This is a genomic window from Flavobacterium daemonense, from assembly GCF_007341385.1.
Lineage (GTDB): Bacteria > Bacteroidota > Bacteroidia > Flavobacteriales > Flavobacteriaceae > Flavobacterium > Flavobacterium daemonense.
Map to the genome: position 1 here is coordinate 1 of NZ_VJYD01000003.1, position 23,837 is coordinate 23,837.

General features: G+C 34.9%; 22 protein-coding genes and 1 pseudogene. 10 read left to right on the forward strand and 13 right to left on the reverse strand.

Annotated features, from left to right (window positions below):
- The 3 genes and pseudogenes from FND99_RS04570 to FND99_RS04580 form a co-directional block, all read right to left on the reverse strand.
- Positions 1-1,216: pseudogene (locus tag FND99_RS04570) on the reverse strand (hypothetical protein); the annotation flags it as partial.
- Between the two features lie 771 nt (positions 1,217-1,987).
- A complete protein-coding gene (locus tag FND99_RS04575) occupies positions 1,988-2,479 on the reverse strand; it encodes a hypothetical protein (protein ID WP_144336810.1) in 492 nt (163 codons plus the stop codon).
- Positions 2,480-2,627: 148 nt separating this feature from the next.
- Positions 2,628-3,215 carry an L-type lectin family protein gene (locus tag FND99_RS04580; RefSeq protein WP_144336811.1) on the reverse strand — a complete coding sequence of 196 codons (588 nt, stop codon included), beginning with the start codon at positions 3,213-3,215 and terminating at the stop codon, positions 2,628-2,630.
- Positions 3,216-3,650: 435 nt separating this feature from the next.
- Between FND99_RS04580 and FND99_RS04585 the strand changes: the two genes are divergently transcribed.
- The 5 genes from FND99_RS04585 to FND99_RS04605 all read left to right on the forward strand — a co-directional run bounded on the left by FND99_RS04585 (position 3,651) and on the right by FND99_RS04605 (position 9,746).
- Complete coding sequence (locus tag FND99_RS04585) at positions 3,651-5,018, forward strand: PSP1 domain-containing protein (RefSeq protein WP_144336812.1); 1,368 nt, start codon at positions 3,651-3,653, stop codon at positions 5,016-5,018.
- Positions 5,002-5,481, forward strand: coding sequence for a gliding motility lipoprotein GldH (locus FND99_RS04590; protein WP_144336813.1), 480 nt, complete (start codon positions 5,002-5,004; stop codon positions 5,479-5,481). Before FND99_RS04585 ends, FND99_RS04590 begins: the two co-directional genes overlap by 17 nt.
- Positions 5,482-5,490: 9 nt before the next feature.
- Positions 5,491-7,797, forward strand: a complete 2,307-nt coding sequence (locus FND99_RS04595; RefSeq protein ID WP_144336814.1) for a penicillin-binding protein 1A — start codon at positions 5,491-5,493, stop codon at positions 7,795-7,797.
- A gap of 511 nt (positions 7,798-8,308) precedes the next feature.
- Entirely contained in the window at positions 8,309-9,010 is a 702-nt protein-coding gene (locus FND99_RS04600) for a CoA transferase subunit A (protein WP_144336815.1), read from the forward strand.
- A 79-nt stretch (positions 9,011-9,089) separates the two neighbouring features.
- Complete coding sequence (locus FND99_RS04605) at positions 9,090-9,746, forward strand: CoA transferase subunit B (protein WP_144336816.1); 657 nt, start codon at positions 9,090-9,092, stop codon at positions 9,744-9,746.
- 690 nt (positions 9,747-10,436) lie between these two features.
- Here the strand turns inward: FND99_RS04605 and FND99_RS04610 are convergent.
- Both FND99_RS04610 and FND99_RS04615 read right to left on the reverse strand, forming a co-directional pair.
- Positions 10,437-10,967 carry a DUF6646 family protein gene (locus FND99_RS04610; RefSeq protein ID WP_144336817.1) on the reverse strand — a complete coding sequence of 177 codons (531 nt, stop codon included), beginning with the start codon at positions 10,965-10,967 and terminating at the stop codon, positions 10,437-10,439.
- A 47-nt stretch (positions 10,968-11,014) separates the two neighbouring features.
- Complete coding sequence (locus FND99_RS04615; protein WP_144336818.1) at positions 11,015-11,749, reverse strand: metallophosphoesterase family protein; 735 nt, start codon at positions 11,747-11,749, stop codon at positions 11,015-11,017.
- Between the two features lie 140 nt (positions 11,750-11,889).
- Between FND99_RS04615 and dinB the strand changes: the two genes are divergently transcribed.
- Positions 11,890-12,972: a DNA polymerase IV gene (gene dinB, locus FND99_RS04620; protein WP_144336819.1), complete on the forward strand. Its 1,083-nt coding sequence runs from the start codon at positions 11,890-11,892 to the stop codon at positions 12,970-12,972.
- A 97-nt stretch (positions 12,973-13,069) separates the two neighbouring features.
- Positions 13,070-13,570: a PAS domain-containing protein gene (locus tag FND99_RS04625; protein WP_144336820.1), complete on the forward strand. Its 501-nt coding sequence runs from the start codon at positions 13,070-13,072 to the stop codon at positions 13,568-13,570.
- Positions 13,571-13,699: 129 nt separating this feature from the next.
- On the opposite strand, the gene FND99_RS04630 is transcribed toward FND99_RS04625, so the two are convergent.
- The 3 genes from FND99_RS04630 to FND99_RS04640 form a co-directional block, all read right to left on the reverse strand.
- The gene (locus FND99_RS04630) at positions 13,700-15,304 is read right to left on the reverse strand and encodes a fumarate hydratase (protein ID WP_144336821.1); all 1,605 of its coding nucleotides are present in this window, start codon (positions 15,302-15,304) and stop codon (positions 13,700-13,702) included.
- Between the two features lie 82 nt (positions 15,305-15,386).
- Positions 15,387-16,826 carry a nucleoside recognition domain-containing protein gene (locus tag FND99_RS04635; RefSeq protein WP_144336822.1) on the reverse strand — a complete coding sequence of 480 codons (1,440 nt, stop codon included), beginning with the start codon at positions 16,824-16,826 and terminating at the stop codon, positions 15,387-15,389.
- 109 nt (positions 16,827-16,935) lie between these two features.
- The gene (locus FND99_RS04640; RefSeq protein ID WP_144336823.1) at positions 16,936-18,009 is read right to left on the reverse strand and encodes a winged helix DNA-binding domain-containing protein; all 1,074 of its coding nucleotides are present in this window, start codon (positions 18,007-18,009) and stop codon (positions 16,936-16,938) included.
- Between the two features lie 86 nt (positions 18,010-18,095).
- Here FND99_RS04640 and FND99_RS04645 point away from each other — a divergent pair, with 86 nt between their 5' ends.
- The gene (locus FND99_RS04645) at positions 18,096-18,347 is read left to right on the forward strand and encodes a hypothetical protein (protein ID WP_162615534.1); all 252 of its coding nucleotides are present in this window, start codon (positions 18,096-18,098) and stop codon (positions 18,345-18,347) included.
- On the forward strand, positions 18,348-19,379 hold the full coding sequence (locus FND99_RS04650; RefSeq protein WP_144336824.1) for a hypothetical protein: 1,032 nt from the start codon (positions 18,348-18,350) through the stop codon (positions 19,377-19,379).
- Positions 19,380-19,382: 3 nt separating this feature from the next.
- On the opposite strand, the gene FND99_RS04655 is transcribed toward FND99_RS04650, so the two are convergent.
- The 5 genes from FND99_RS04655 to FND99_RS04675 form a co-directional block, all read right to left on the reverse strand.
- Positions 19,383-20,096 (reverse strand): 3'-5' exonuclease, encoded by a 714-nt coding sequence (locus FND99_RS04655; RefSeq protein WP_144336825.1) that lies wholly within the window; start codon positions 20,094-20,096, stop codon positions 19,383-19,385.
- A gap of 136 nt (positions 20,097-20,232) precedes the next feature.
- Positions 20,233-20,709 carry a methylated-DNA--[protein]-cysteine S-methyltransferase gene (locus FND99_RS04660; RefSeq protein WP_144336826.1) on the reverse strand — a complete coding sequence of 159 codons (477 nt, stop codon included), beginning with the start codon at positions 20,707-20,709 and terminating at the stop codon, positions 20,233-20,235.
- Between the two features lie 177 nt (positions 20,710-20,886).
- Positions 20,887-21,702, reverse strand: a complete 816-nt coding sequence (locus FND99_RS04665; RefSeq protein WP_144336827.1) for an NAD(P)H-binding protein — start codon at positions 21,700-21,702, stop codon at positions 20,887-20,889.
- A gap of 182 nt (positions 21,703-21,884) precedes the next feature.
- A complete protein-coding gene (locus FND99_RS04670; RefSeq protein WP_144336828.1) occupies positions 21,885-22,334 on the reverse strand; it encodes a GNAT family N-acetyltransferase in 450 nt (149 codons plus the stop codon).
- Positions 22,319-23,221: a LysR family transcriptional regulator gene (locus tag FND99_RS04675; protein WP_144336829.1), complete on the reverse strand. Its 903-nt coding sequence runs from the start codon at positions 23,219-23,221 to the stop codon at positions 22,319-22,321. The genes FND99_RS04670 and FND99_RS04675 overlap by 16 nt, the downstream gene beginning before the upstream one ends.
- A 149-nt stretch (positions 23,222-23,370) precedes the next feature.
- On the opposite strand from FND99_RS04675, the gene FND99_RS04680 reads away from it, so the two are divergent.
- Complete coding sequence (locus tag FND99_RS04680; RefSeq protein WP_144336830.1) at positions 23,371-23,766, forward strand: rhodanese-like domain-containing protein; 396 nt, start codon at positions 23,371-23,373, stop codon at positions 23,764-23,766.
- The last annotated feature ends 71 nt before the right edge of the window (positions 23,767-23,837 follow it).

Here is a 23,837-nt window from a genome sequence, read left to right on the forward strand (position 1 = left end):
CCTGATCGGCGGTACAGCCGTCTTTTGAAATTAAATAAGTTCCTGACGTATTGTATGTCGTATTGTTTTCGCTCCAAGTGAAGTTTTCTCCTGAACATATTGTTTGAGAAGTCGAGATTTTTGCCGGTTTCGGGGTTACCGTCAAAACCAATTCCTGATCGGCGGTACAGCCGTCTTTTGAAATTAAATAAGTTCCTGACGTATTGTATGTCGTATTGTTTTCGCTCCAAATGAAGTTTTCTCTTGAACATATTGTTTGAGAAGTCGAGATTTTTGCTGGTTTTGGAGTTACCGTCAAAACGAGTTCCTGATCCGCAGTGCAGCCGTCTCTGGCAACAAGATAAGTTCCTGAATTATTGTAGGTTGTATTGTTTTCACTCCAAGTATAGCTTTCGCCCGAACAAATTGTTTGAGAAGTCGAGATTTTTGCTGGTTTCGGGGCAACAATCAAAACCAATTCTTGATCAGCAGTACATCCGTCTTTTGAAATTAAATAAGTTCCTGACGTATTGTATGTCGTATTGTTTTCGCTCCAAGTATAACTTTCGCCCGAACAGATTTTTTGATAAGTCGAGATTTTTGCCGGTTTCTGAGTTACATCTAAAATAAGTTCCAGATCAGCCGTACAGCCGTCTTTGGCAACAAGATAAGTTCCCGAAGTATTGTAGGTTGTATTGTTTTCACTCCAAGTATAGCTTTCGCCCGAACAAATTGTTTGAGAAGTTGATATTTTTGCTGGTTTCGGAGTTACCGTCAAAACCAGTTCCTGATCTGCCGTGCATCCATCTTTTGTCAACAGATAAGTTCCTGACGTGTTGTAGGTTGTAGTGTTCTCGCTCCAAGTATAGCTTTCTCCAGAACAGATTGTTTTGGCAGTCGATATTTTTGTCGGTTTTGGTGTTACGGTCAAAACAAGTTCCTGATCAGCCGTACAGCCGTCTTTGGCAACAAGATAATTTCCCGAAGTATTGTAGGTTGTATTGTTTTCACTCCAAGTATAGCTTTCGCCCGAACAAATTGTTTGATAAGTCGAGATTTTTGCTGGTTTCGGAGTTACATCTAAAATAAGTTCCAGATCAGCTGTGCATCCGTCTTTGGCTAAAAGATAAGTTCCCGAAGTATTGTAGGTTGTATTGTTTTCGCTCCAAGTGAAACTTTCGCCGGAACATATTTTTTGAGAAGTTGAGATTTTTGCTGGTTTCGGAGTTACCGTCAAAACCAGTTCCTGATCTGCCGTGCATCCGTCTTTGGCTACAAGATAAGTTCCCGAAGTATTGTTTGTAGGTTGTATTGTTTTCGCTCCAAGTGAAACTTTCGCCGGAACATATTTTTTGAGAAGTCGAGATTTTTGCTGGTTTCGGGGCAACAATCAAAACCAATTCTTGATCAGCAGTACATCCGTCTTTTGAAATTAAATAAGTTCCTGACGTATTGTATGTCGTATTGTTTTCGCTCCAAGTATAACTTTCGCCCGAACAGATTTTTTGATAAGTCGAGATTTTTGCCGGTTTCTGAGTTACATCTAAAATAAGTTCCAGATCAGCCGTACAGCCGTCTTTGGCAACAAGATAAGTTCCCGAAGTATTGTAGGTTGTATTGTTTTCACTCCAAGTATAGCTTTCGCCCGAACAAATTGTTTGAGAAGTTGATATTTTTGCTGGTTTCGGAGTTACCGTCAAAACCAGTTCCTGATCTGCCGTGCATCCATCTTTTGTCAACAGATAAGTTCCTGACGTGTTGTAGGTTGTAGTGTTCTCGCTCCAAGTATAGCTTTCTCCAGAACAGATTGTTTTGGCAGTCGATATTTTTGTCGGTTTTGGTGTTACGGTCAAAACAAGTTCCTGATCAGCCGTACAGCCGTCTTTGGCAACAAGATAATTTCCCGAAGTATTGTAGGTTGTATTGTTTTCACTCCAAGTATAGCTTTCTCCCGAGCAGATCGTTTGAGAAGTTGATATTTTTGCCGGTTTCGGGGTAACGCTTAGATTCAGAATTTGGTCAGCCGTACATCCGTCATTTGTAATTTTGATTCCGTTTTGCGGAGTCGTAAATATTGTATTATTGGCAGCCCATATAAATGTTTCTCCAGAACAGATTGTTTTGTCAGTTTAGCATCTGCTGGTTTATGCGAAATGTCACCGGTATAAGTAATTGTAGATACGTTTGATGTTTTTCCGTAAGTGTCATTAAAGGTGTAATCAATTGTAATTGTACCATTTACGGTGTTGTCAATTGGTAAGAAAGTAATTTTACCGGATGTATCATTGTAAGTAAACGTTCCTTTATTGACAACAGTTTTTGAGGTTTGGATTCCAGCTATTGCGGGATCTAAATCTATTGATTTTTTATTTATTTTGCCTAATGTGTTGACTGTACCATTATCATTAGCAGTAATATCTTGAGAGGTTGCCATTAAACCTGCACAATCTGAAAAAAAATCTGGATGAGCAATTGGTGTTAGTAATGTTGCTGAATCCACAGAAATTTCTAAATTTCGGATTTCATGAAAGTTAGTAACGGATCCAGTTGATGAAGCAATTGCTATTTTTAGATTGTCCGGAGAAACCGTTGTATAAGCAAAATTATTGATTATTAGATCTTTTGTGTTCCCATGGGTCAGATAAACATCAATATAAAACCCTCCTCACAGAGCGTGGTTTCAAATTAATATCTATTTTTCTAAATTGAGGATGACTAGTATCAGTTGCATTTCGATCATAACCTGAAACGTTAAATCCGTAAAGAGATGTTTCTGCTGTGATTAAATGGGAATAACCACTGTTTTCATTTCCTCGTAAGGTTACATTACTTGGAGTTCGGGAAATTCCCCCTGTTGTCCCATCTGTGTTGGTAGCAAAATTTCCGAACTCATCAATTCCAATCCCTAAATATCCTTGTGCAAATCCATTTTCGCCCCCTGATTGAGCATAACCTAAGGAGCCTCCGTAAGCACCCATTTGTACTGTGGTTACTGATGCATCAAATAGAATAAAGGATATACCATCCGCGCCATTACCGCCAAAATCATAATATTCAAATGAAATATTCATTCCGTAAGCAGATGGAAAAGAATAATTATCCCACCACACAGCTCCTTTTTGACCTTGCTGGTTGTTTGTCAAACGTAAATAGCCATTTCCAGCCGTATCATTAAAGCCGTCTCTTAGACCGGCTCCAGCAGTTAGAAAAGCAGTTGGAGCGCCTTGCAAATTCATTTCAGACTCAGTTGAGTTTTTAAAACTCTGAAAAAGTGGAAATTGGGCTCTAATTTGAAAAGATAAAAAAAATAACATGCTTAAGAATGTTAGCTTTATTTTGTCAAGGCTTTTGTAAGTAATTTTATGCATGTATGAACTAAATTAAATTGAAGAAGTATTGTCAAAAGAAACAATTCATTTGATGTCTGATTATGAAACTATTAAGGAGGAAAAATGGATTAAGAAATATTTTGCAAAAATTATCTTTTATAGCTAATCCGTTAGTACTAGATAGGTCAAAAAAACATCAGAATAAGGCAAATAAAAAAAGATCGTTTTATTTAACAACGCTTTAGAATTAATCTATAAATGCTCAAATAAAAAAAATACTATCTTTACCGATCAAACGTTTATGAACTTAAGTTGCTTATATGCAACACTACATATATAATTATGGCATGTACAAGTTGTTCAACCTCAGATGGTGGCGCACCAAAGGGTTGTAAAAATAATGGGACTTGCGGCACCGATAGCTGCAATAAATTGACGGTTTTTGACTGGCTTTCAAACATGAGTCCGTCTAATGGAGAGGCGATTTTTGATTGTGTTGAGGTTCGTTTTAAAAACGGACGTAAGGAATTTTTTAGAAATTCAGAGAAATTAACTTTAAGTATTGGTGATATTGTAGCAACTGTTGCATCACCAGGACACGATATTGGAATTGTTACTTTGACAGGAGAATTGGTTAAAATTCAAATGAAAAAGAAGGGAGTAAATTACGAAAGTAACGAGGTTCCAAAAATCTATCGAAAAGCATCTCAAAAAGATATTGATATTTGGTCTGTAGCACGTGATCGCGAAGAACCAATGAAAGTTCGCGCACGTGAATTGGCAATTCAGCATAAATTGGAAATGAAAATTTCTGATATTGAATTTCAAGGAGACGGCTCAAAAGCGACTTTTTACTACACCGCAAACGATCGTGTCGATTTTAGAATGTTGATTAAGGATTTTGCAAAGGAATTCAGCACGAGAGTTGAGATGAAACAAGTTGGTTTCCGTCAGGAAGCGGCGCGTTTAGGTGGAATTGGATCTTGCGGACGCGAACTTTGTTGTTCGACTTGGTTGACAGATTTTAGAAGTGTCAATACATCGGCAGCTCGTTATCAGCAATTATCATTGAATCCGCAAAAATTGGCGGGACAATGCGGAAAACTTAAGTGTTGTCTAAACTATGAATTAGATACGTACATGGATGCTTTAAAAGATTTTCCGGATTATGATACTAAATTAGTAACAGAAAAAGGAGACGCTGTTTGTCAAAAACAAGATATTTTTAAAGGATTAATGTGGTTTGCTTATACCAATAATTTTGCAAACTGGCATGTTTTGAAAATCGATCAGGTTAAAGAAATTATTGCTGAAAATAAACAGAAAAACAAAGTTTCGTCGTTAGAAGATTTTGCGATCGAAGTAACTTCTGAGCCAGAAAAAGACTTTAATAATGCAATGGGTCAAGAGAGCTTAACTCGTTTTGATCAGCCAAAGAGAAAGAAAAAACCAAACCGCAAACGCAAACAAAACGCTGAAAATGCGGTGGCTGAAACTCCAGTTAAAGCGAAGCAGGAAAATAACAACAATAATAAACCGGCGGGAGGAAATCCAAATCAGCAGAATAAACCAAATCCAAATAAGCATAATCATAAGAACAAGCAAAATCCGAATAAACAAAACAATTCGAACAAGCAAAATTCAAATGATAACAAACCTGCTGAACCTAGAAAACCAATAATTATCACTAAAAATGAGAATAAGAAATAGCGTAATTCTTCTTTTGGTCTCAATAGTTCTTTTCTCATGCGACAAGAAAAGAGTATTTGATGAATACAAATCGGTGGGAAGCGCCTGGCATAAAGATAGTGTTGTCACTTTTGATCTGCCAGTTTTAGATTCTACCAAAAAATACAATTTATTTGTAAATTTGAGAGACAACAATAATTATCCGTTCAATAATCTGTTTCTAATTGTAGCTATAGAAACACCGAGCGGTTTTACAAAAGTTGATACTTTAGAATATCAAATGGCAAATCCGGATGGGACATTATTAGGAAACGGTTTTACAGACATCAAAGAGAGTAAATTGTTTTACAAAGAAAATGTGAAATTTAAAGGAAAATATAAAGTCCACATCAAGCAAGCCGTTAGAGAATCGGGTAAAATTCCTGGAGTTCAGGCTTTAGAAGGTATTACAGACGTTGGTTTTAGAATAGAACAAAAAGATTAGAAAATAATTATGGCTGCTAAGAAAAACAATCAATCAAATAGCGTTAAAGATATTAATTACTATAAAAAGAAGTTCTGGCGTGTTTTTGCCTATACATTGCTAGGAATTCTAGCTTTCTTTTTATTTGCTTCGTGGGGATTATTCGGTTCAATGCCGTCGTTTGAAGATCTGGAAAATCCAGATTCAAATTTAGCCACAGAAATTATTTCTTCTGATGGAGTTGTAATTGGTAAATATTTCAAAACCAACAGATCACAACTTAAATATTCAGATTTGCCAAAGAGTTTAGTTGAAGCTTTAGTAGCAACTGAAGATGCGCGTTTTTATGAGCATTCAGGAATTGATGGACGCGGAACTTTAAGAGCCGTTTTCAGTTTAGGAACTAATGGTGGTGCGAGTACCTTAACACAGCAGTTAGCAAAACAATTATTTCACGGAGAAGGATCTAAATTCTTGCCGTTTAGAATTGTTCAGAAAATAAAAGAATGGATTATTGCTATTCGTCTGGAGAGACAATATACTAAAAATGAAATTCTTGCAATGTATTGCAACGTTTATGACTTTGGGAATTATTCTGTTGGAGTGAGTTCTGCTGCGCAGACTTATTTCTCAAAAGATCCGAAAGATTTGACGATGGACGAATCGGCTATTTTAGTTGGAATGTTCAAAAACTCAGGATTATATAACCCAGTTCGTAATCCAGAAGGAGTAAAAAACCGTCGTAATGTCGTTCTTTCTCAAATGGCAAAAGCGAAGATGATTTCTGAATCTGAAAAATTAAGATTACAGGCTTTGCCAATTACTTTGAAATTTAAATTAGAAAGCCACCGTGAGGGAATGGCAACTTATTTTAGAGAATATCTTCGTGATTACATGAAAAAATGGGTTGCTGAAAACAAAAAACCGGATGGATCTGATTATGATATTTACAAAGACGGTCTGAAAATTTACACGACAATCGATTCAAGAATGCAGCAATACGCTGAAGAAGCGGTTTCTGAACACATGAAAAACTTACAACAACAGTTTTTCCTTGAAATGAAAACCAATAAAAATGCTCCGTTCGTAAATATTACGCAAGCAGAAACTGATAGAATCATGACGCAAGCGATGAAAAATTCTTCTCGCTGGGCAATTATGAGAGATATGGATAAAAGCGAAGATGAGATTATCGCTTCGTTCAAAGTAAAAACGAAAATGCGAATCTTTACTTGGAAAGGAGAACGTGATACGATTATGACACCGTTAGATTCAATCCGTTATTACAAGCACTTTTTACAGTCTGGTTTAATGGCAATGGAGCCTCAAACGGGAAATATCAAAGCATGGGTTGGTGGTATCAATTACAAATATTTCCAATACGATCACGTTGGGCAGGGAGCAAGACAAGTTGGTTCGACTTTTAAGCCTTTTGTTTATGCAACAGCAATTGAACAGCTGAATATGTCCCCTTGTGATTCAATACTTGACGGACCATTTATGATTCACAAAGGGCGTCACCACGTAACCGAAGATTGGGAACCAAGAAACTCAGACAACAAATACCGCGGAATGGTAACGTTGAAACAAGGTTTAGCAAACTCTATTAATACAGTTTCGGCTAAATTAATTGACAGAACGGGTCCTGAAGCTGTAGTCGAATTGACTAAAAAACTAGGGGTAAAAACTGAAATTCCGGTGCAGCCTTCTATTGCATTAGGAGCTGTGGATATTACAGTTGAAGATATGGTTGCGGCGTACAGTACATTTGCAAATCAAGGTGTTTATGTAAAACCTCAGTTTTTAAGCCGAATTGAAAATAAAAGTGGTGAGGTTATTTATGAGCCAATTCCAGAATCTCATGACGTTTTAAATAAAGATATCGCTTTTGCTGTAATCAAATTATTAGAAGGAGTTACTGAAACTGGTTCTGGTGCGCGTTTGCGTACGCAAGGCGGAGGAAGCGGTGACAACCGTTGGACAGGATATCCATATATGTTTACAAACCCAATTGCAGGTAAAACAGGAACAACACAAAACCAATCAGATGGTTGGTTTATGGGAATGGTTCCGAATTTAGTAACCGGTGTATGGGTAGGTTGTGAAGATCGTTCGGCACGTTTCAAAAGCTTGACTTACGGACAAGGTGCTACCGCGGCATTGCCAGTTTGGGCTTATTTCATGAAACTTTGTTATAAAGATGAAAGTCTGCAGATTTCAAAATCTGAATTCGAGCGTCCGGCAAATCTTTCTATAAAAGTAGATTGCTACCAAAGACCTGCTGTTGTAAAAGATACAACGCAAACTGATCAAAATACAGACGAATTCGAGTTGTAAACTTAGATTCCGTTTGATATAAAAATATCCTTTTGTGCTTTCAAAATAGAAAGATTGCAAAAGGATATTTTTTTGAAATATACTCCGTTAGGAGTTAAATATTGGTAGCAAATATCGATAAGTGATCTTCTAAGTTTAGAAGAATACAAGAGATTTTTTTTGGATTACTATTAGGTTTTATTTTTTAAGCGCTTATTGAATTATCGATTATACTCCTTTAGGAGTTAAATATTGGTAACAATTATCGATAAAACCTCGATTTTGTCCCGTAGGGACTACATCTTTCAAGGTTGGTTATGAATTTCACATATAGTCCCTCCGGGACAAAATAACACTAACAATGAATTTTTCTACCAATATTTAATCTCTACGAGATTTATTCATGAGTTACTAAATATTGGCAATTAAAATCAGCTAAAATAAAATTGCGCAAAATCATTACGAAATCGTTATAATTTAATCTAAAAATCTTATTTTTATCAAAAATATACGATTATAAAGTCAGTTTGTTATGATAACAAAAAAAGTTAATAATGTTCACGAGGCAATTGCGGGAATTGAAACCGGAATGACAATTATGTTTGGCGGTTTTGGTTTATGCGGAATTCCCGAAAACACGATTGCAGCCTTAGTAAATACTTCAATTTCAGATTTAACCTGTATCTCAAACAATGCAGGAGTTGATGATTTTGGTTTGGGTTTGCTTTTGCAGAAAAAACAAATCAAAAAAATGATTTCATCTTATGTTGGTGAAAATGCGGAGTTTGAACGCCAAATGCTTTCGGGCGAATTAGAAGTTGAATTAACGCCACAAGGAACTTTGGCAGAAAGATGTCGTGCTGCGCAAGCTGGAATTCCTGCTTTTTTCACGCCAGCTGGTTATGGAACCGAAGTTGCCGAGGGAAAAGAAGTACGCGAATTCAACGGAAAAATGCATATTATGGAACAAGCTTTCAAAGCTGATTTCGCGATTGTAAAAGCGTGGAAAGGCGATGAAGCTGGAAATCTTATCTTCAAAGGAACGGCCAGAAACTTCAATGCTTGTATGGCTGGAGCCGGAAAAATTACAATTGCTGAAGTTGAGGAACTGGTTCCGGTTGGGACTTTAGATCCAAATCAAATTCACATTCCAGGAATTATGGTGCAACGTATTTTTCAGGGAGAAAAATTTGAGAAACGTATTGAGCAACGCACAGTGAGAAATAGAAATTAGATAATGAGAAAATGTGACAATTAGATAATTCAAAAACAATTATCTAATTATCAAATTCTCTAATTGACACATTATAAATATGGCACTAAGTAAAGAAGATATAGCAAAACGAATTGCAAAAGAAGTAAAAGACCGATATTTCGTAAACCTTGGAATAGGGATTCCGACTTTAGTTGCGAATTACGTTCGTGAAGATATTGCCGTTGAGTTTCAAAGCGAAAATGGAGTCTTAGGAATGGGACCTTTTCCATTTGAAGGTGAAGAAGATGCTGATATTATCAACGCAGGAAAACAAACTATTACAACACTTCCGGGTGCGAGTTTTTTTGATTCGGCTTTCAGTTTCGGAATGATTCGCAGTCAAAAAGTCGATTTAACGATTTTGGGAGCGATGGAGGTTTCTGAAAATGGTGATATTGCCAATTGGAAAATTCCGGGCAAAATGGTAAAGGGAATGGGGGGTGCAATGGATTTGGTGGCTTCCGCCGAAAACATCATCGTTGCTATGATGCATGTGAACAAAGCAGGCGAATCAAAAATATTAAAAAAATGTACTTTGCCATTAACAGGCGTAGGATGCGTTAAAAAGGTTGTAACCGAGCTTGCGGTTCTCGAAGTAACTGAAAAAGGTTTTAAGCTCTTAGAACGAGCGCCAGGTGTTTCTGTCGAGCACATCATTGCGTCAACGGAAGCTGATTTGATTATTGAAGGCGAAATTCCGGAAATGGCAATTTGATTTTTTTTTTAGGGACAAAGGCGCAGAGGTACAAAGTCGCAAAGGTTAAATAGATAAAGAGAACTTTCTTGACGGAAGGTTCTCTTTTTTATTTTTGAGATCAAACAAAAAAGTAATCTTTTATTTATATTTACTTTTAGTTTTAAAACACAAGTATTTGGAAAAGTTCGAAATAGATTTAAAATGGGGCAGTTATTTGTTTTTAACAAATACGATAACAACAATCATTATTTCGTTGTTGCTATTTTTGATAGATGGTTATAATTTGGGATATCTGTCTAATATTCTTTTAATAGTTTTTATAATTCAACTCTTTTATTTCGCTATTAAAGTTTTGAAAGAAAACAAAAAATATGGTTTGAATAAAGGTTTTAGAAAAATCCTTGTTTTTATCCGTTTTTTGGTATTTTATTTTATGCTTGCTTCTTGTTTAAACGGAATTTCAAATGTATATTTTCGATATTTTCCATCTTTGTTTCCATATAGAGATAAAGACATTTCAGAATTCTTAATTGATGAGAATTCAAAAGAAGACTACGTCATCACATTAAATGATTTTCTTTATATTCTAAAAAGAAAACTCAGACTAGCATATTGAACTTAAAACAAAAACCGCCATAAGGCGGTTTTCTATTTTTTAAAACTTTCATCTTTGAGTTTCTGTAACTTTGTAGCTAAACTCAAAAGTATTTATTGTAAATTAAATGAAGCTCCTAAACTGAAGGTTGCCTGATTATTTAAATGATCAAAAACATCATTGTTGGCGCTGTATTTTGCAATTGGAAAACCAATCTCAGTGAAAACACCAAATCCTTCAGTAAAGAAATAACGTCCTCCAACGTGTCCTCCAAAATTTTTCAGACCTAAACTTAAGCCTGGGTAAATATCTAATTGTTCTATTCCAATAACACTGCTTAAGTTAGCATTGATTCTTGCTTTTGCATCAAAACGATCTTTGAATTCTGGTTTGTAATCATTGTAAGGAGTTGGGTGATCACCATAAATTCCATTAAAATTATTTACGCCAAGTAAATAGTTCGAAACAAAACCAAAAGAGAAATTTTCTCCTAAACCAAAATCTACAGAACCTTGAATTCCAGAACCACCATCTTGAATATTAGCACCAACATTTACTTTGATATCTCCCTTTCCTGTGAAAGCTTTTTGAGCATTGATAAATCCGAATGAAACTAAAAACAAGAGTGTAACAATTTTTTTCATAAACTTTATATTAATAATTTTGAGATGCAAAAATAGCTTTTTGAAAATCAATTCCTACCTTTTTCGTCAGGATATAATTCATTTAATGGTTCGCTTTGCCAAAATTCTTTGGTGTCAATATTCATAATTGTCAGTGGACCTTTGAAAGCTGCTCCTGTGTCAACATTCCAGACACAGGCTTTGTTTACTGGAACGGTTTGTCCAATTCGGGTAACGGGCGTGTGGCCGATATAGATTTCTTTATAAACCGTAAATCGCTTAGGATAATATAAGTCATCTGGTTTTAAAGCTGGATTTAAAGCAAGCGCAGATTCCCAAAGTGTTCTGTCCCAATAAAATAATTTCGGAAAATATTCCCAGACAACGCCGTTCAAATTCGTAAATCCGGCGTGGACAAAAAGTCGGTTTTCATCATCAAGATAATAATCTTTCAATGATTCTAAAAATGTGATATGTGTTCTCTTTTTTTCTTCAGAAAGTTTAGAGTATCCTTCAACAGTAGCTTTTCCGCCATGTTTGTACCACATTTCTTCATCAAAATCTTCATGTCTGTTTTCGAGCCAGTCCAGAGCCAATTGGTCATGATTTCCTCTAATGCAAATGCATTTTTGTTTGGTTTTAAGATCAATTAAAAAATCGATTACGTCAGCAGATTGACTCCAGCCATCAACATAATCGCCTAAAAATATAAGAGTATCTTCTGCAGTAACTTTGGCTCTGTCCAACACTTGCTCAAGTGCGCGTAATCCTCCGTGTATATCGCCTATAACAAATGTTCGCATTTTTTAATATTTCGAATAAGGATTACAAAAATAGAGAAAATGATTTGTTTGGAATCATTTAGTTGTTAATCTTTAAAAATTGATACTATTTATAACTATTGCCAGCGTTTTTTTATTGTTTTCCTGTTTAAATTTGCATAATGTCAGAAGTGCCAACATATAGAAAAATTATTCATATTGATATGGATGCTTTTTATGCTTCAGTAGAGCAAATGGATAATCCGGCTTTACGTGGAAAACCCGTTGCAGTTGGCGGTTCAGAAAATAGAGGAGTGGTTTCGGCAGCAAGTTATGAGGCCAGGAAATTTGGTGTTCGAAGTGCTATAAGCGGCGTTTTGGCCAAAAAATATTGCCCAGAAATTATTTTTGTCCGTCCGAGATTTGATCGATATAAAGAAATCTCCTCTAAAATTCACAAAATTTTTCATGATTATACCGATTTAGTTGAACCGCTTTCGCTGGATGAAGCTTATCTTGATGTAACTCAAAATAAAAAAGGAAATCCGAGCGCTAGTTTATTGGCACAAGAAATCAGGATGCGAATTTTAAATGAAGTCGGACTTACGGCTTCGGCGGGAATTTCTGTTAATAAATTTGTGGCCAAAATTGCCAGTGATGTTAATAAACCGAATGGTCAAAAAACGGTAAATCCGGATGAAGTTTTGGCTTTTTTGGAAGAATTGCCAATCCGGAAATTTTATGGCGTCGGGAAAGTAACAACCGAAAAAATGTATCAGCTTGGTATTTTTACGGGAGCCGATTTAAAAAGCAAAACATTGGAGTTTTTGGAGAAGCATTTCGGAAAGTCAGGTGGCTTTTATTATAGAGTGGTTCGCGGAATTCATAATAGTGAAGTGAAATCGAACCGAATTACAAAATCGGTCGCAGCCGAACATACTTTTGATGTTAATTTATCTTCGGAAATTTTTATGTTGGAACAGCTTGAAAAAATTGCAACATCGTTGGAAAGACGTTTGAAAAAACATAATATTTCAGGCAAAACGGTTACATTGAAAATCAAATACAGCGATTTTACGCAACAAACCAGAAGCAAAACACTGCCTTATTTCATTTCAGATAAAAGCTTGATTTTAGAAACCGTCGAAGAATTATTGTATCAAGAACGAATGAAAGATTCTGTTCGATTGCTCGGAATTTTCCTAAATAACTTAAACACAGAAGAAAAGAAAGCTGTTGTTGTGCAATTAAAGTTTTCTTTTTGATTTGTTATAATAATAAAAAATACGGTTTCACGTAAAATAGATTACAGTTTTCGCCTTATCTTTGAGAGAAAAGATATCTCATTAAATTGCTCCAAAAATGAAAAACTCTGACCTTGAAGATGCTTCTTATCGCTATTCGGTTCCAATTTTAGCTTGGGATTTTCATTATGAATATGTAAATGAACTTAAAGCTATTGCGGCTGATTTAAAAAAAGTAAATGAAATTTCAACTCAAAATTCATGGAACAAAACAGAATTTAAGATTGAAGAAAGGATTAAAAATGAAGTAGTTGTAATTACAGATTTGAATTTGAAAATCGTTTTTGCATCCAGTAAAATTAAAAGAATGACGGGTTATACTGAAGCAGAAGTTTTAGGAAATACACCCAAAATGTTTCAAGGACCAGAGACTTGTCCCAATGCGCTCAAAGAAATAAGAGAAGCGATTCAGCTGAAGACCTCTTTTGAAAAAACAATCGAAAATTACAAGAAAAACGGAAAAGTGTACAGCTGTCACATAAGCGGATATCCTGTTTATAACGCTAAAGGCGAAGTTTCTCATTTTATAGCATTTGAGAAAAATGCTCTTAGTGCTTAGTTTTTTTTAACCGCAAAGGACGCGAAGATCTACGCAAGGTTCGCAATATTTATAAAAAAACCGTCCATTTTGGACGGTTTTTTTTATTTATCTTAGAATCTCAGTATCTTAGACTCTTAGCATCTTAGACTATAAATTCTCAAAGAAATCATTTCCTTTGTCATCTGTGATAATGAAAGCAGGGAAATCTTTTACTGTAATTTTACGAACAGCTTCCATGCCTAATTCTTCAAAATCAACAACTTCTACTTTTAGGATATTGTCTTGTGCCAAAATCGCAGCAGGACCTCCAATAGAACCCAAATAGAAGCCACCATATTTGTTGCAGGCATCTGTAACTTGTTTTGTGCGGTTTCCTTTTGCAAGCATAATCATACTACCGCCATGTTTCTGGAATTCATCAACATAAACGTCCATGCGACCAGCTGTTGTTGGCCCAAAACTTCCTGAAGCCATTCCTTCAGGAGTTTTTGCTGGTCCAGCATAGTAAACTGGGTGATTTTTAAAATATTCCGGCATTGGTTTTCCGGCATCTAATAATTCTTTGATTTTTGCGTGTGCAATATCTCTCGCAACAATTACAGTTCCGTTTAGTTTTAAACGTGTTTTAATTGGATATTGAGATAGTTTAGCCAAAATATCCGTCATTGGTTGATCTAAATCAATTTCAACAGGAGCTTCTAAATGCGGTGCAGTTTCTGGTAAAAACTGTTTCGGATTTACTTCTAATTGCTCAACGAAGATACCGTCTTTAGTGATTTTTCCTTTGATATTTCTGTCGGCAGAACAAGAAACGCCTAATCCAACTGGACAAGAAGCCGCGTGACGAGGCAAACGAATAACGCGGACATCATGCGTAAAATATTTTCCTCCAAACTGCGCTCCAATTTCACTTTCTTGACAGATTTTTTGAACTCTTTCTTCCCACTCTAAATCACGAAACGCTTGTCCCGCCATGTTTCCCGAAGTTGGAAGATGATCATAATATCCTGCAGATGCTTTTTTGACAGCACTTAAATTCGCTTCCGCAGAAGTTCCACCAATTACTAAAGCCAAGTGATAAGGAGGGCAAGCCGATGTTCCTAAATCTTTAATTTTTGCGCGAATAAATGCATCAAGAGATTTGTCGTTTAATAACGATTTTGTCTGCTGATATAAATAGGTTTTATTCGCAGAACCACCGCCTTTCGCCATAAATAAAAATTCATAAGAATTTCCTTTTTTAGCATAAATGTCAATTTGAGCCGGCAGGTTTGAACCTGAGTTTTTCTCTTCGAACATCGTAATTGGAACGATTTGAGAATAACGTAAATTACGTTTTTGGTACGTATTGAAAATTCCTCGGCTTAACCATTCTGCATCATCAACTCCGGTAAAAATGCTTTCGCCTTTTTTTGCCATTACAATTGCGGTTCCGGTATCTTGACAGCTTGGCAATTGTCCTTCGGCGGCTACAGAAGCATTTTGAAGTAAATTATAAGCCACAAAACGATCATTGTCAGTCGCTTCTGGATCGTCAAGAATATTTCTTAGTTTTTGCAAATGCGTCGTTCTCAACATGAACGAAACATCTGTTAAAGCTTCTTCAGCTAATAACTCTAAACCTTTTGGATCAACAGTTAAAACTTCGCGTTCTCCAAATTTTTCTGTTTTCACAAAATCAGAAGTGATTTTGCGGTATTGTGTCTCATCCTTTAAAATTGGATAAGGATCTTGGTATATAAAATCAATCATTGTTTTGTTTTTTACAAAGTTAGAAATTATTTACCTAAGAAAGAATTTGAATTAGGGGCGTTTTATGGTTTTTATTTAGATTTTAAAAAAACCAAGTCGCCACAAAAATTGCCGTAATCACACAAATTAAATCCACCAAAAGCATTGTGCCTAAGGCATAACGAGTGTTTTTAATATTAATCGAACCGAAATAAACCGCAATCACATAAAAAGTACTTTCGGCACTGCATTGAAAAATACTGCTTAGTCTTCCAGTTAAAGAATCGGCACCAAAAGTATTCATCGAATCAATCAAGAATCCGCGTGATCCAGCAGAACTGAAAGGACGCAACATCGCTACCGGCAAAGCATTCGTAATTTCTTGAGAAACACCTAAATTCGAAAACACAAATCCAATTCCGTCGCTGATAATTTCAAATAATCCGCTGTTTCGGAACAAAGAAATCGCAACTAACATTCCCAAAACATATGGGAAAATAGTAACTCCGGTTTTAACTCCGTTGTTAGCACCAACTACAAAAGTGTCAAAAACAGTCGTATCAGCTTCCTTAAATTTTTTCTCATACAGAAAAGAGAAAATCAATGTAAAGGCAATAATTGCAATTAATATCAATCCAGAAAGATTAGAAGTGAAATAGTTTTTTCCGATCAAGTCCAAATGATTTACATACATCAGCAAACCAACAATCGCCGCAATCAAAGTTATTAAACCAATAAGAAGCGAAGCACTTTTAAAATTGATTTTTTGCTTGATTCCCACAATCAAGAAAGCCGCAATTGTACCAATAAACGAAGTTATAATACACGGCAGCATAACATCGGCTGGGTTTGTGGCATTTGCAGCCGCACGATAACCAATAATCGAAGTCGCAATCAAAGTCAATCCAGACGCGTGAAGACACATAAACATAATTTGTGCATCGCTTGCTTTGTCTTTATCAGGATTTATTTCTTGTAAACTTTCCATCGCTTTCAACCCAAAAGGTGTTGCAGCCGAATCTAATCCTAAGAAATTAGCAGCAAAGTTTAGCGTCATATAGGAAATCGAAGGGTGATTTTTTGGGATACTTGGAAATACTTTTACAAATACCGGACTTAAAGCTTTGGCCAATTTTCCAGAAGCTCCAGAAATAATTAAAAGTTCCATTAAACCACAAAAGAAAGCTAAATAAGCAATAAGAGGCAGAATTATATCAACCAAAGTAGATTTACATGTCGGCAATAAACCATCCGATTTTTGAAGACCGCTGTAAATTTTTACTGTTTTGTTTTTGTAAACATAAGTTGTGTCAGCATTTAGCGTGTCGCGATTGATGATCATGGTCTGATCTTTCGCCATTTTTATGCTGTCTTTGATGAAAGCAGGAAGTTCTTCGATGTATTTTTCAGAAACTAAAATTGGGTCGTCTTTTTTTCCATTTAATACAGAATCAACAGTATAAGTGTTGGCAGTAAATAAACTGACTACAATAAAGAAAATTGAAGAAATAAAGATTGCTAACCAAAATCTGCTTAAAACCATAATTATATTTTTTGTAAATGTAATTATTTAGCAATAAAACGCACAAAGATTTTAATACCGAAAGCAGAAGTATTTAAATGAAATGAGAATTTTTTTGCAAAAATTCTATTTATTCGATTATAATTTTAGTTTCAAGATATTTTTCAAAAGCTTTGATTCCTTCAAACAAAACTTCCTTTTTAGAATTTTCGATCTCATTAAAAAATTGTGTCTCTACTTTGACATGATCTTTTTTGAAGGTTCTTTTCCAAATTCCAATTACTTTTCCGTTCTCCACAATAATTGGTTTAAAAATACCATTGTTGGTAAAAGCTTTTGATTGATGTTCGACTTGCATGGAAGCTTCACGCGTTTTATAAGAGATTAAAATCTCATCAAATGCCGGAAGAAAATAGACGCTTTCGCGGAAATTTACTGAATCCGAATAGGTCTTTCCGAACCAATATTCCTGATTTTCAATACTAATTTTGTTTAATTGCAACTCAATTGCATTTATTGCGGATTTGCAGGTAGTTGGCGGAAAACCAGACCACCACGAGAAATCCAGCAAGGTTGCCGGACCATGGCTTTCAAAATAACGAAGGGCTAATTTTGCCAAACCTTCCTCTTTTGATAATTTGATTTTTGGTTTTTCAACGCGTTCTTCGAGTAAAGCATACGTAATTTGTTTGCCTTTCATTTGCCCGTTGCAAACCAAACCGTCAAGTTCCGCATTCATCATTATGGCAGCACTTAAAAAATCTTCTTTTGAAGTTTTGCTGATGCCGAGTTCCTGCATGATTTCTTCTCGAGTCAAATGATTGTTTCCGGTTAAAAGCTTTTCGATTTTATTATTTGCTTGTTCAAGCTTTTTGGCATCATAACCAAATTTTTTAGTGGCCGAAGTTGTAAAACGTTTCACTTGCGGAGCAGAAAGATCAAGCATCCAATAAATATCTTCTGCAGAAACAAAGTGCCATGTTGGACGCAAAATATGTGTCCGAATAATTTTAGCCGAATTTACGGCTTCTTCAATTTCCTTTTCCGAAGCGTCACATCGGGAACCAACCGCCCATTTTGCCATTGCATAATCTTGCGCCTGCATGGCACCAAAATGCCGAACAATTTCTTGTGGTGGACATTGAGTTGTTTTATAAAGCTTTTGAGAAACAAGACGATGATGTGAGATTTCTTGACACGTCATTTTGTAATATTTTACGTGTTTAATTTTTGCATTAAATTTGTCAGTTGGTTATTTGTATATATATTATTTGTATTTTTGCCAAGACTATGACTAATTTAATAAAATTAAATATGACTTTTAAAGTTGTTTTGATGTCTTTATCGGCTTCATTTGGATTAGTAATGCAACAAATTTCTAAAACATTTGGTAGAGAAATTTCTGTTGTTGACAAGGAAGTTGTTGATGTTATTTTGTCTAATCCACTGAACAAACAAAAATTACTTACAAAATTAAATGAAAGTAACGATTCATCTATTCAGATTAAAATTGAAGGTGACAAATTTTCTTTTGTTGAATAAATGGAAATTGCTTTAAATTCATTTGTTTTATTTCTATTATTTATTTTTCCCGGTATTGTATTTAGAAGATTTTATTATGTGGGAGAATTTTCAAAGCAATTTAATTCAGGAAATTGGATAAATACAATATATATTAGCTTGGTTCCTGGGCTAATTATTCAAATCATATCTTATTTTGCCTTTGTAAATTTAATAAACGCAAATTTATCATTTAATAATTTTGAGTTTATAAATAGTATTTACAAAAAAATTAAAAAAGATTCTCTTCCTAAAGAGCTTTTTAATTTTGAATTATTAAGTTGGATCTTCTTATATCTCTTTACAACTGTATTTATTTCTTTTATTATTGCTCAAATTTGTTGGAAGGTTGTTAGAACTTTTAATTTAGATATCCAATTTTCTACACTGAGATTTAACAATTACTGGCATTATTACTTAAGTGGTGAATCTTTAAAGTTTAAGGATTTTAAAGGGCTTCTGCCTGATAAAAGTCTTATTGTGGCTTTAACTGAAGCTGATGTTTTGGTCGATGTTGGGAACGATGGAACAAAACTTTATAAGGGATTAATAAGGCAGCATACTATATGCAAGAACTCAGGAGATTTAAAGGCTATTTATTTAACAGATGTTAGGAGATATCGAAAAAATTTTGAAAATAATAGCGTTGAAATAAAAGACGTTCCCGGACATATTATGATTTTACCAGCGGAAAAAATTATAAATATTAATTTGACATATATTACTAGACATAAAAAGCAAACAAATTATTCTGCTTTAATCTTAGGAATTTTAAACTTAATAATTTTAGCTTTTTTAATGTTTAATCCGTCCAATATTTTCTTGAGAAATACAACTCTCTTTGGAGATATTATTGGAAGAATTTGGCTTTTTCTTGAATGGTTGATTATCGGTACTTTTTTCGATACTTTACTAAATTCTAAAAAGCATGAAAATATCAAATCTTTAAGATATGGTTTGTTATCTTTTTTTGTTGCGATTTTATTAATTATTTATTTTTGGTTTTATAGGTAGTTATTACACATGAATAATTTCCTCATCAATCAATAAATCTTCTCTTCTTAAGCGAAGGAAAATCTGCGCTACAGCAATCGTATCTTTTTCGCAGTACGTTACAATTCGGTCAATGTCTTTTTCAACATAAAAAACATGCGCGACTTGGCTGCCATCAATATCGCCTTTTGGCGATGGGACTCCAAGAATCTTGGTCAATAATTTTAAAGAAGTAAAATGCTTGTAATCGCCAAACTTCCATAATTCTAAAGTGTCAAGATGCGCAATTTCCCAAGGTTTTTTTCCGAATAAATTCAGTTTTTCAGGAATTGCGATTTGGTTGATGATCATTCGGCGGGCCAGAAACGGAATATCAAACTCCTTCGCATTATGTCCGCACAAAAGATGTTGAGGCTGATTGAAATGATTGTTCAGCAGATTATTAAAATCTTTCAGAATCTTTTTTTCTTCTCCAAAAAATGAAGTCACTCTAAAATTCCGAATATCACCTTTGATCGTAAAATAACCAACCGAAATACAAACGATTTTTCCAAATTCTGCCCAAATTCCGGCTCGGTCATAAAATTCTTCTGGTGTAAAATCATCTTTTCGCTGATATTGCGTTTTTAAATCCCAAAGCATTTGCATTTCCGAATCCAGGGAATTGAAGTTTTCTTCTTCCGGAACGGTTTCTATATCAAGAAAGAGAATGTTGTTGAGGTTAATTTTTTCAATCATTTTTGTAGTTTAAAACACGAATTACACCAATTAACACGAATTGTTTAAAGTTGAATAATTACACAAGATTTAAGGTTTTGTAAATATAAAGCTATAAATCTTAATTTGTGTAAATCTGTGAAATTTGTGTTTAATTTTAAAACAAACTTTGCTGTTTACTAGGATTTTCATGTTCGAGAAGCCATTTTTTACGAGATAATCCGCCGGCGTAGCCAGTCAACGAACCGTTTGTACCAATAACGCGATGACAAGGAACGACAATCCAAAGCGGATTTTTCCCGTTTGCCGAAGCTACGGCACGAATCGCTTTTACATCACCCAATTTTTTGGTTTGATCCATATAACTTACAGTTTTTCCATACGGAATTTCGAGTAAAGCTTTCCAGACTTTTTGCTGGAATTCGGTGCCTTGCGGATTCAGTTTTAAATCGAAATCGGTTCTTTTGCCTTCGAAGTATTCTTGTAATTGCAAAACAGCATCTTTCAAAACTTCTGGAATTTCTGTTGAAATTTCATTCGTGCCAACATCAGAAACCGAAATTACAGCAATACCATCTTCATCGCCAACTATTTTGGTGATTCCTAAAGGCGAGTTGATGTAGACTGTTTCCATGATTTTTTAACCGCAAAGGCGCTAAGATTTACGCAAAGTTCGCAAAGTTTTTTTTAAACCATATAAGTTATTTGAGTAATTTAAGTTTTGTGTTATCATATAATTGTCACCCTGAGCGAAGTCGAAGGGCTCGCCAATTGGAATGGCACTTCGACTCCGCTCACCCTGACAATTTCATTAATAATTTTCTAATCGAAACTGATAACTTAAAACATTCTCAATTTTTTCACTCGAAATAGTCTTTTTAATATTCGATTTTTCAGAACTGAATTTTGGTAAAACTAAGTTTTGTTCTTTTGCTTTTTGAGTATAATATTCTTCTCTTGTGGGATGAAAAGGTGCAACGGCATTAAAAACTTCACTCCATTTTGACTGATCGATGATTTCTTCAATAATTCCGATACAATCTTTTTGATGAATTAAATTTACTGGCGCATCAGGATTTTCAAGGTTTTCTTTACCAGATAAATGTTTTACAGGATGTCGGTCTTCGCCGATTAATCCTCCGAAACGAAGAATTGTGGTTTCAAAATTTTCGTTTTTTTGAAGAATCGCTTCCGCTAAAAGCAATTGTTTACCACTTTCCGTTTCTGGGTTTGGAACGGTTTCTTCAGTAATAAAATCATTTTCATCGCCGTAAACAGAAGTTGAACTCACAAAAAGGATTTTAGAAATATTTGATTTCTCTATAAACGGAATTAGGTTTTTGATCTTTTCTACAAAGATTTTCTTTTCGGAATCTGAATTTTCATTGCGTAATTTGGGCGGAATATCAATTATTAAAATTTCGCTTTCCGCTAAAAAATCATTTGTACTTTCTGAAATACTTTCGCTTTCAAGCGCGACCAAAAACGGATTGATTCCAGCGTTTTCTAAAACGGAAATTTTGTTTTCAGAAGTTGTAGAACCTTTAACTGAATTTCCTTTTTCGAGAAGTTTTTTTGCTAAAGGCAAACCGAGCCAGCCACAGCCTAAAATGCTTATTTTTTTCATTACTTTTTGAGGTTCAAAGGCACAAAGATACAAAGGTTATTCGCAATCTTGTCATCCTGAGGAACGAAGGATCACACTAGAAACTCGACATTCTAAATCGCCAATCTTTGTAGATTCGCTAGTGTGATCCTTCACTTCGTTCAGGATGACAAAAAGCGTCACGACTTTGCGAGATTAAATTTTTACAAATCTAGAAAAAAGCAAATTTTCTCTTTTCCTTTTGCACCAATTCTGTGGTAGAATTTAATAGCTCTTTCGTTAAATTGCGGGGTGCGCCATTGTAAATTCACACAGTTTTTTTCCTTGCCTATTTGTTTTAGTTTATTGATTAAAACCTCTCCAATTCCAAAATTTCGAGCTTCTTCTTCCAAAAACAGACAATCCATGTACATGTAGTTGCCTGCACTCCAAGTTGAAAAGCTGAAAGTATAAGAAACATAACCAACAATATCATTTTCTGTTGTGACAACTAGGCAAAATAACTGCGGATTTTCATTAAATAAAGCTTCTTTTAAACCTTTTTCTTTTCCTTCTGGGTCATATTCGGCTTTTTCAAATTCGGTATGTTTTTGGCATAAAACGACTAATTTAGGTAAGTCGGTGATTTCGCACTTTCTTATTGTATATTCCATTGTAGGTTGATTTCGTTTTGTAAAAAATTTATAAAATGATGAAAATAATCTGGGTAGTTTTCGTTTGCACGCGTGGCGATAAAATGTTTTCTTTTTAAACCGTTTTTTCCAACTTTAATAGCTCTAATCGGACTTGATTTTAAATGTGGCAACAAAGCCCATTTTGCCATGGACATAACGCCCATATCTGCTTTTACCATTTCCAGAGAAGCTTCGGTTAATGGCATTGGCGTAATTTTCTTTGGTGTAACTTTGGCTGGAGCCAAAAGAAATTGATGAATCGTAACCGTTTCCATCGGAAGAGAATGAATAATCAAATGTTCATCAATAAAATCTTCTGCAACCACATATTTTTTGTCTGCCCATGGATGATTTTCCGAAACTGCCATGACAACTTCATCCTGAAAAAGCTCAGTATATTTGATATTGTTGTCCTTAATGGTGTCGCTCACAATGGCAATATCAATAGTATTATCCAAAAGTTTTTGAAGCGGAATATGAGTTGCTTCGGCCACAATTTTCAGTTCAACATTTGGATAAAGCAAATGAAATTGTTTCATAACAGACGGAAGCCAATGGTAACTCGAGAAACATTCTGTACTGATTCTGATTTCGCCATATTCGCCAAAAACCATTTGTTTGATCTGCGTTTGCGTTTCGTTTAGTTTGTTGAGGATTTCATTGGCTAAATCATAGATCTTTTCGCCGGCTTTTGTCAAAACCAATTTTTTATTTGTTCGGAGAAAAATGGCTGTACCCAATTGATATTCTGCTTCTTTGAGCTGATGGCTTAAAGCCGATTGTGTCAAATGAAGTTTGTCGATTGCTTTTGTAATGCTTCCTTCTTCGACTATTGCTTTTATCAATTTTAAGTGACGTATTTCCATTTTGTTTGCTTATTGGTACACAAAGTAACAAAATTTTGTAGTGGCTTTTGTATGAAAAAAAGTAATGTTCTGCATGAATTCTTTTCGTTTTTATGAGAATGTAAAGCGTTCTAATTTTGGAAAAACAAAATCATTAAAACAACATACTTATGGAAACGCAAATTAAACATTACGAAAACAAACTGGCTTTTGAAATGGATCCGTCTGATTTATTTGAAGCGCTAAATGAAGGTGAAAATATAATCGTAATTGATGCTCGACGTGCTTTTGGTTATGACGAAGAACATATTCCGAATGCGATTAATATTCCGCATCGCGAAATGAATTTAGAAACCACACAACATTTAGATAGAGATGTTTTGTATGTTACATATTGCACAGGAATTGGATGCAACGCATCAACAAAAGGAGCTTTGAACATGACAAAACTCGGATTTAAAGTAAAAGAATTGATCGGCGGATTAGAATGGTGGAAAATCGACGGTTACGCGACGGAGGGCACAAAAGGAGTAAAAGAAGGATTGAAAATTGAATGTGCCTGTTAGGAGGTTCAGAGGTTCATAGAAGCAAAGGTTCAAAGGTTTTCAACATGTCTTAAAAAACAAAAAGCACTATT

Bases quoted from the DNA above. Each gene is read 5' to 3' on its own strand.
- FND99_RS04635 (WP_144336822.1), bottom strand. From the start codon at position 16,826: ATGGTTTTAAGCAGATTTTGGTTAGCAATCTTTATTTCTTCAATTTTC.
- FND99_RS04645 (WP_162615534.1), top strand. From the start codon at position 18,096: ATGACTAATTTAATAAAATTAAATATGACTTTTAAAGTTGTTTTGATG.
- FND99_RS04600 (WP_144336815.1), top strand. From the start codon at position 8,309: ATGATAACAAAAAAAGTTAATAATGTTCACGAGGCAATTGCGGGAATT.
- FND99_RS04610 (WP_144336817.1), bottom strand. From the start codon at position 10,967: ATGAAAAAAATTGTTACACTCTTGTTTTTAGTTTCATTCGGATTTATC.
- dinB (WP_144336819.1), top strand. From the start codon at position 11,890: ATGTCAGAAGTGCCAACATATAGAAAAATTATTCATATTGATATGGAT.
- FND99_RS04655 (WP_144336825.1), bottom strand. From the start codon at position 20,096: ATGATTGAAAAAATTAACCTCAACAACATTCTCTTTCTTGATATAGAA.
- FND99_RS04590 (WP_144336813.1), top strand. From the start codon at position 5,002: ATGAGAATAAGAAATAGCGTAATTCTTCTTTTGGTCTCAATAGTTCTT.
- FND99_RS04580 (WP_144336811.1), bottom strand. From the start codon at position 3,215: ATGAATTTGCAAGGCGCTCCAACTGCTTTTCTAACTGCTGGAGCCGGT.
- FND99_RS04680 (WP_144336830.1), top strand. From the start codon at position 23,371: ATGGAAACGCAAATTAAACATTACGAAAACAAACTGGCTTTTGAAATG.
- FND99_RS04675 (WP_144336829.1), bottom strand. From the start codon at position 23,221: ATGGAAATACGTCACTTAAAATTGATAAAAGCAATAGTCGAAGAAGGA.
- FND99_RS04640 (WP_144336823.1), bottom strand. From the start codon at position 18,009: ATGACGTGTCAAGAAATCTCACATCATCGTCTTGTTTCTCAAAAGCTT.
- FND99_RS04670 (WP_144336828.1), bottom strand. From the start codon at position 22,334: ATGGAATATACAATAAGAAAGTGCGAAATCACCGACTTACCTAAATTA.
- FND99_RS04650 (WP_144336824.1), top strand. From the start codon at position 18,348: ATGGAAATTGCTTTAAATTCATTTGTTTTATTTCTATTATTTATTTTT.
- FND99_RS04660 (WP_144336826.1), bottom strand. From the start codon at position 20,709: ATGGAAACAGTCTACATCAACTCGCCTTTAGGAATCACCAAAATAGTT.
- FND99_RS04615 (WP_144336818.1), bottom strand. From the start codon at position 11,749: ATGCGAACATTTGTTATAGGCGATATACACGGAGGATTACGCGCACTT.
- FND99_RS04630 (WP_144336821.1), bottom strand. From the start codon at position 15,304: ATGATTGATTTTATATACCAAGATCCTTATCCAATTTTAAAGGATGAG.
- FND99_RS04595 (WP_144336814.1), top strand. From the start codon at position 5,491: ATGGCTGCTAAGAAAAACAATCAATCAAATAGCGTTAAAGATATTAAT.
- FND99_RS04585 (WP_144336812.1), top strand. From the start codon at position 3,651: ATGGCATGTACAAGTTGTTCAACCTCAGATGGTGGCGCACCAAAGGGT.
- FND99_RS04605 (WP_144336816.1), top strand. From the start codon at position 9,090: ATGGCACTAAGTAAAGAAGATATAGCAAAACGAATTGCAAAAGAAGTA.
- FND99_RS04625 (WP_144336820.1), top strand. From the start codon at position 13,070: ATGAAAAACTCTGACCTTGAAGATGCTTCTTATCGCTATTCGGTTCCA.
- FND99_RS04665 (WP_144336827.1), bottom strand. From the start codon at position 21,702: ATGAAAAAAATAAGCATTTTAGGCTGTGGCTGGCTCGGTTTGCCTTTA.